The sequence below is a fragment of the Bacillus sp. SG-1 genome (assembly GCF_000181495.1).
Lineage (GTDB): Bacteria > Bacillota > Bacilli > Bacillales > Bacillaceae_B > Rossellomorea.
Map to the genome: position 1 here is coordinate 1 of NZ_ABCF01000108.1, position 7,366 is coordinate 7,366.

At 40.6% G+C, this 7,366-nt stretch carries 7 protein-coding genes and 1 other annotated feature; of the genes, 2 read left to right on the top strand and 5 right to left on the bottom strand.

Going from position 1 to position 7,366, the window contains the following annotated elements; all coding sequences use genetic code 11:
• The first annotated feature begins 436 nt into the window (after positions 1-436).
• On the top strand, positions 437-811 hold the full coding sequence (locus BSG1_RS19940; protein WP_052302409.1) for a DUF3899 domain-containing protein: 375 nt from the start codon (positions 437-439) through the stop codon (positions 809-811).
• Between the two features lie 39 nt (positions 812-850).
• Positions 851-1,076: a binding site (T-box leader), on the top strand.
• Positions 1,077-1,157: 81 nt separating this feature from the next.
• Positions 1,158-2,147 carry a tryptophan--tRNA ligase gene (gene trpS / locus BSG1_RS18385; protein ID WP_006838729.1) on the top strand — a complete coding sequence of 330 codons (990 nt, stop codon included), beginning with the start codon at positions 1,158-1,160 and terminating at the stop codon, positions 2,145-2,147.
• A gap of 589 nt (positions 2,148-2,736) precedes the next feature.
• On the opposite strand, the gene BSG1_RS18390 is transcribed toward trpS, so the two are convergent.
• The 5 genes from BSG1_RS18390 to BSG1_RS18410 form a co-directional block, all read right to left on the bottom strand.
• Positions 2,737-3,483 (bottom strand): YjbA family protein, encoded by a 747-nt coding sequence (locus BSG1_RS18390; RefSeq protein ID WP_006838732.1) that lies wholly within the window; start codon positions 3,481-3,483, stop codon positions 2,737-2,739.
• Between the two features lie 178 nt (positions 3,484-3,661).
• The gene (locus BSG1_RS18395; protein WP_232214258.1) at positions 3,662-3,910 is read right to left on the bottom strand and encodes a hypothetical protein; all 249 of its coding nucleotides are present in this window, start codon (positions 3,908-3,910) and stop codon (positions 3,662-3,664) included.
• 189 nt (positions 3,911-4,099) lie between these two features.
• Positions 4,100-4,882, bottom strand: a complete 783-nt coding sequence (locus tag BSG1_RS18400) for a DUF2268 domain-containing protein (protein WP_006838734.1) — start codon at positions 4,880-4,882, stop codon at positions 4,100-4,102.
• Positions 4,883-5,165: 283 nt separating this feature from the next.
• A complete protein-coding gene (gene fabF / locus BSG1_RS18405) occupies positions 5,166-6,404 on the bottom strand; it encodes a beta-ketoacyl-ACP synthase II (protein WP_006838735.1) in 1,239 nt (412 codons plus the stop codon).
• A 65-nt stretch (positions 6,405-6,469) separates the two neighbouring features.
• Positions 6,470-7,333: a beta-ketoacyl-ACP synthase III gene (locus BSG1_RS18410; RefSeq protein WP_442852167.1), complete on the bottom strand. Its 864-nt coding sequence runs from the start codon at positions 7,331-7,333 to the stop codon at positions 6,470-6,472.
• Positions 7,334-7,366: the final 33 nt, after the last annotated feature.

The following is a 7,366-nucleotide window of genomic DNA, read 5'->3' on the forward strand; positions in this document are numbered from 1 at the left end:
CGTTTTCTATTATACAACATACAGAAATTATTGCAATATTAATTTAACAGTTTTTTTGCAAAATTATCACATTAACCTTCGAAACCCATATGTACCAGTGCTTTAGAGGATGTTTACTCTATATGTGCTTTATTACAATCTTTACAAAATTGCCTTTTTAAGTATAAACTCCCAAATAATTCATATAAAACAATCGCAAATATTGCATAATTCATCTTATTTTTATTCATAATTTTGAATAGTTATTTCTTTTGTTTGTAAGCGTTTTAATTTTCTTGTTTTCACCCCTCAGTGATAATTGTCAGAATTTAAAGTAAACTAAAGCGCTGTAAATCTTCATTTAATATTTTTACTTCTTGTATATATATTAAAAATTTCTTGATAATCGCCTTTAAAGTTCGATATACTTATAAAAAAATGATGTTGGTGAATTTGATTGAAAAAAGTTTTTCTAGCAATACTTACTATATATTTGTTTTCGGCTTTTTTAACTTTTTTTTACGACTACGGATTTTGGCTCGGTATCATCAATATTTCTTTCCTGATCGGAATGGGGCTCTTGGTAATCGGAGGCCTGATGAAAGTTGTGGAGTCAGGATTCTTCAACGGAATCCAGTATGCGTTTAAACGTTTTCGTAAAAGTACCAAAGAAGGAAGCTACATTTCAAAATTCGATGATATGGATGAAACAAAAGACGTTCACGAAGAATATAATAAACAGAAAAGCTTTGCATTGACTGCTCCTTTCCTCTTAAGCGGAAGCATAGCAGTTGCTGCAGATTTGATTGCCTCTTACCTTTTCTATACTTGATTGTCTCTTCAGTTTTCTTTTATAATCATATCGAATACAAATCATGCGATGACAAAGAGTAGTACATACAACTCGGTTTCCCAGAGAGTTTGTGGCAGGTGTGAACAAACAACCGGCTGTATGGAATGGACTTTTGAGCTTCACTTGTGAACTTTAGTAGCTAGTGACGGCAGCCTGCCGATATCCGGGCACCATGTTTCATGGACCAAGCGGCCTTTCGGGGCAACTTAGGGTGGCACCGCGGAATAATCCATTCGTCCCTATACTTATAGTAGGGATGAGTGGATTTTTTTATTTGTTTAATACCTATAATAGTAAAATCTCTTTAGTAAATGGAGGAAAAGAAATGCAAACAATCTTTAGCGGAATTCAACCAAGCGGCACAATTACATTAGGGAACTATATCGGCGCACTTAAGCAATTTGCCGAACTGCAGGATGATTACAACTGTTATTTCTGTGTTGTTGATCAACATGCGATCACTGTACCGCAAGACAAAATGGAATTAAGAAAAAATATAAAGAGTCTTGCTGCTCTTTATATTGCAAGCGGGATCGATCCGGACAAATCGACTCTTTTCATTCAGTCAGAGGTTCCTGCACATGCTCAGGCAGGATGGATGCTTCAATGTGTAGCCTATATCGGCGAATTGGAACGAATGACACAATTCAAAGACAAGTCACACGGAAAAGATGCTGTTTCAGCGGGACTCTTGACTTACCCTCCATTAATGGCAGCGGACATTCTACTATATAAAACAAATCTTGTTCCTGTTGGGGAAGACCAGAAACAGCACCTTGAATTAACAAGAGATTTAGCTGAAAGATTCAACAAGAAATATAACGATATTTTCACCGTCCCGGAAGTCAGAATTCCTAAAGTCGGAGCCCGGGTGATGTCGCTTCAGGATCCATTGAAGAAAATGAGTAAATCCGATCCAAATCAGAAAGCATTTATTACCCTATTGGATACACCTAAGCAAATCGAGAAGAAAATTAAAAGTGCTGTAACGGATTCTGACGGCATTGTTAAGTTTGATAAAGAAAATAAACCTGGTGTCTCAAACCTTCTATCTATTTATTCCATCTTAACTGGAAAGAGTGTTGAAGATTTAGAAAAACAGTATGACGGCAAAGGGTATGGAGATTTTAAAGGTGATCTCGCACAGGTAGTGATCGAGGCCTTGACTCCGATTCAGGAACGATACAATGAATTGATTGATTCAGAAGAACTTGATGAAATTCTGGATAAAGGTGCAGAAAAAGCCAACTTTACAGCAAACAAGATGCTGATGAAAATGGAAAAAGCCATGGGGCTGGGGCGTAAAAGAAAATAATGTAAGACTAAAAGGCAGCCATGGTGGCTGCCTTTTAGTTATATGTTTTTCCGGTATTGGCTTTTAGTGATGGTTACTATTAAGTTCCTAAAGTTACTTTTTGTTTAGTGTTGGATGGGGCGCTAGGTTCTTGTTTAGGTTTAAAGGATTGGTCACTGGAGTATATTCTGACTGATTTGTTTCCCTTTTTGTTGTTGTCAGCCGGCTAAAAAGGATTCCTTTTCTTGTTTGCATTACGGCTGCTCTAGAGGCACTTTTTTCGCTGATTTTCTCTCCTTTTTGGTCTTAAGAACCTCTCTTAAGACACTTTCTCATTAATTTCCTCTTCCTTTTGGTCTTTAGAGCCCCTCTTAAGACACTTTCTCGCTGATTTTCTCTCCCTTTTGGTCTTTAGCAACCTCTCTTAAGACACTTTCAAGCTGGTTTTTTCTCTCCACTTCTGCCTCTAGGTCCACTCTAAAGACACTTGCTAATGAATCCTCTCTCCCTTTTGACCTCCAGAACCACCGAATTGGGACTTTCCGATTCCCGCCCCCTCCATGATGGTTTTAAAACCATCCAATATAAAAAGACAGCCACTTGGCTGCCTTCAATTCACTTTTGGACGATTTTCCAATTCCCAGAGTTTCTCAAAGAACGGTTGTCCCTTTATTAGATTTTCACAAAATAGCAAGTGTTTATCCGACCAGCCTTCTTTTGTTTCTTCAAACAGGCTCTGCCACGCTTCTTCAAAATTCATGGATTGAATTCTTTCATAATTCTGTGGCGCCCACTCGGTGCACCAGTAACGAATTTCTGCAGTATTCTTAGAGGAATGCAGTTGATCTAAAGCCATGAACATTAGCTGCTTTAACTGTCTTTCCCTTCTCGTCAGCCCGCTCATGATTGTTGGTTTTGGGGAAAGGATATGATAGTCTTTTTCTTTCTTTTCCAGTTGGAGAGTGTAATTGTACGGTTCTTGATCTTCTGTCATTTCGTACACCAGCTGTTCTTGACGCGGTATAATCCTGCTTTTTCTAATTGGGATGGAATATCCGATTGTATCTACCGCCAGGATGCCTGTCCCATCCGTAACAATAAAACAATATTCCAGCTGGATTCGCTCGTGGTTTTTTCGCAAATATGCTTTTTGATAAATATCATTTAACAGCGACTGAGGAAGTTCCGACAAATCATTTTCTATGTAGTGGAAGAGTTCTGGTGTGACTTTGACCAGTGGCACCTGATCGAGAAGTTCAATTACGTCCTCTTTTCTCCATTCATGAAAATGACAAACATTATAACCGTTTTCTTCACCTTCAAACCAATTTACCCATACGTCATGAAGATATAGCATGATTGACCCCTCGCTTCATCCTATTTGTCACTCAGTATAGGCAAATCCCAGCCAGTTTATTCCTTTATGCTTTTTTTCGTTCATAATACTATATCAAGATAAACACCAATGGTATCTTCAGTGTTCATATTCATAGGGAGCGATGACCAGTCCAATAGAGGCAATACATTTAGGAGCATCATTTCTTTTGCGAAGGTGAATAGATAGAAAGGGTGATCATCAAAATGCCCGCCAGGAGAAGATAACATTCCAATCTCCCTGAAATGAAAAAGAAATAGTCCTGAAACGTAAGTCCGGTTGCCAGTAAATTAAGGTACATGATCAGGGTTACTCCACCCGATACAGAAAGACCGAATCCTATCAGTAATATAAATACTCGAAACATCATCCCTTCCGCCTTTACCGTCCAGATTTTCAAAATATTCATTTTCTCACCTTTTCTGCTTGTCCATTGTACTAGCAATATATGAAGCGAAAAGGAGATATATGATATACATGTGATAAGTAATACTGAATCCGGCAGTATCCACAAAAAGCTGAGTCTATCTAGAACGTTAGTTAATATCAACGTATAACCATCCGACAAAACAAAAAAAGAGAGGTATGACCCCCCTCTTCATTTTTCCATTATCTTTTTATCTTCTATAAATTTATCGGCATCCAAGCTCATCATCTCTATAGAGCTCATACCGTGCTTTTCTCTGAATTTTCCTACGATATAATAACCGATGGCATATCCGATCAGGTTGGGATACCTTCCTCTTCCCAGCAGGAGTTGATCATGCTTTGTTTCTTTCCTCCTCAAATGCAATTCATTTTTGATGTGCTGGTTCCAAAGTTTTTGGAGCAGGAATTCACTGTATTTCTTTGCCCAGCTGCTGACGTACTGGTCACCGCAATATTCTTTAACGGCGTCTTCTGCCAGCCCTTCAAAAATGATGGAGTCAAGAAGGGTGTAGTGTTCGGGGTTTTTCTTTAAAAGGTTCATCCTTGTACAGTGATGATATTCATGGAGAAATAAAGCTTCCCATTCCCTGGAATCTTCCTCATCAGATAGAAATAAATAAATTTCATCTTTAAAAGACACTCCAGATTTTTTCAAGCCGCTTGTAAAGATGCCCCTCGCAGTCTGGACAGGAAAGATATACACAGGAACAGAGGGTCCCTTCCAGAGTGCACGGTACTTTTTATAGTAGACACTCATCTTTCTCCAAGCATCGCGTTTCTTCAAAGAATCGATCTGGTATTCCATATTCCCTGCAGGCGTATACATCCCAAATGACTTTAAATACCCATATAACTCTGATGCTTTCTTTTCCGTCAGTCCTTTTTTCATTAACAATTTCTCAGGATTATCCACGCATTCATCAAGCCATTGACTTGTTTCGACGATTCCCATTGGCCGCCCTCCCCCGGAGCACTCTTTTAAGGCTGTTTTCTCCCAGATTGTTGCTTTCGGAAAAATCCAAAGAACGGATTTTTCCCCTGATTACCAGGGCTCTTCTTTCTGAAAGGAAGAGCAGCTCTTTTCTTCTTGTTTATCGGGCTGTTTCTGGTTAATTAAGGAAGTACTATTTTAAGTTTGTATTAAACAGTAACAAAGTTTACGAAAAGAGCCTTTAAAAGCACAAAAAAAGACTGTTCATAAGGTTTTCTATAACCTTATGAAACAGTCGCGGAATTTATTTATATTTTTTAAAGACGATTGTTGCGTTGTGCCCTCCAAAACCAAGCGAGTTACTCATGGCTACATTCACTTCTGTTTTTCTGGCACCCTCTGTTACATAGTCCAGATCACAATCAGGATCCGGTGTGTCAACATTGATTGTAGGCGGCAGGACGTTGTCTTGAAGTGCAAGGATGGAGAAGATTGCTTCTACACCGCCTGCTGCCCCAAGCAAGTGGCCCGTCATGGACTTGGTTGAGCTGACTGCCAATTTATAAGCATGGTCATTGAAAACCTCTTTAATGGCCATTGTTTCGTATTTATCATTATAAGGTGTGCTTGTTCCGTGAGCATTGATGTAATCCACATCTTCTGCAGAAAGGCCGCCATCTTCAAGAGCGATCTTCATAGCTCTCGCACCACCTTCTCCTCCTGGAGCAGGCGCGGTAATATGATGTGCATCTCCTGTTGAACCGTACCCTACAATTTCAGCGTAAATTTTTGCTCCGCGTGCAAGTGCATGCTCAAGATCCTCCAGGATAACGATACCGGCTCCTTCACCCATAACAAATCCATCACGATCAGCATCGAAAGGACGGGAAGCTTTATTCGGATCTGTATTCGTAGACAATGCCGTATTGGCACAGAAACCCGCCATTGACATTTTTGTAATCGGCGCTTCTGTTCCACCGGTTACCATTACATCAGCATCCCCGCGCTGGATGACTTTAAACGCATCCCCGATTGAATTCGTTCCTGTCGCACATGCCGTTACTGTACATGAATTGATTCCTTTGGCTCCCAGCAGAATTGACACCTGTCCAGCTGCCATATCAGGTATGATCATTGGAACAAAGAATGGGCTGACACGGCGGTATCCACGCTTTTGGAAAGTCTCAAATTGGTTCTCGAATGTTTCCATTCCGCCAATTCCGGATCCGATCCAAACTCCTACACGGTTCGCGATTTCATCTGTAATAGTCAGATTTGCATCCTTCACAGCCATCATTGAAGATGCCACAGCATACTGAGTAAAGCGGTCCATCTTTCTGGCTTCTTTTCGGTCAACATATTGCTCAGGGTCGAAGTCTTTCAATTCAGCTGCTACTTTTGCTGGATATTCATCTGCATTCAATCTTGTGAGAGGACCGATGCCGCTCTTACCTTCCAAAACATTTGACCAGGTTGTTTCTACATCATTACCAAGCGGTGTCACCGCACCTAATCCTGTTACTACTACTCTGCGCTTATTCATTAGTTCCATCTCCTTTTTCATGGTCATAGAAGAAATGCTTTATTTGGATAAATTCATTTTTTTCATTAACGGCCCCATCTTAGAGCAATGGCACCCCATGTCAATCCTCCGCCAAAACCTACCATCACGAGGACATCATCGTCTTTTATCTTTCCAGCCTCTAGTTCTTCCACCAGTGAAATTGGAATCGATGCTGCTGAAGTATTGCCATATTTGTTAACGGTTTTGGACATTTTTTCTTCAGGCAGCTCAAGTCTCTGCCTTGACGCTTCCATAATCCTGATATTTGCCTGGTGAGGGATCAGGAAGTCCACGTCCTCTTTTTTCAATCCTGCTTTTTCGATGACATTTACACTGGACTCTCCCATTTGTCTGACAGCAAACTTAAATACTTCCCTGCCGTTCATATAGATATAGGCATCATCCTGAAAGAGATGTTTTCCGCCTGAGCCGTCTGCGCCAAGCTCGAAGGAAAGAATTCCTCTTCCCTCTGAAACAGGCCCCATCACAACCGCACCGGCTCCGTCCCCAAACAGGACGGCCGTATTTCTGTCGTTCCAGTCAGTGATCTTCGAAAGCTTTTCAACACCAATCACAAGGACATGCTTATATGCATTATTTTCGATGAATTGTTTGGCTGTAATCATTCCATACATAAACCCGGCACATGCCGCACTTAAATCCATCGCGGCGGCACGCTTTGCGCCAAGTCTTTCCTGCAGCATTGTAGCAACCGACGGGAATGGCTGGTCAGGCGTAACGGTCGCTACCAGGATCATATCGATTTCTTCCGGTGAAATGCCTGCATTCTTGATTGCTGCTTTTGCTGCCTCATAACTTAAATCAGATGTATCCATGTCATCGCCGGCGATTCTTCTTTCTTCAATTCCGGTTCTGGTACGAATCCATTCATCATTTGTATCAACCATCTTTTCTAATCCGCATTTGTTAAACCTTCTCAG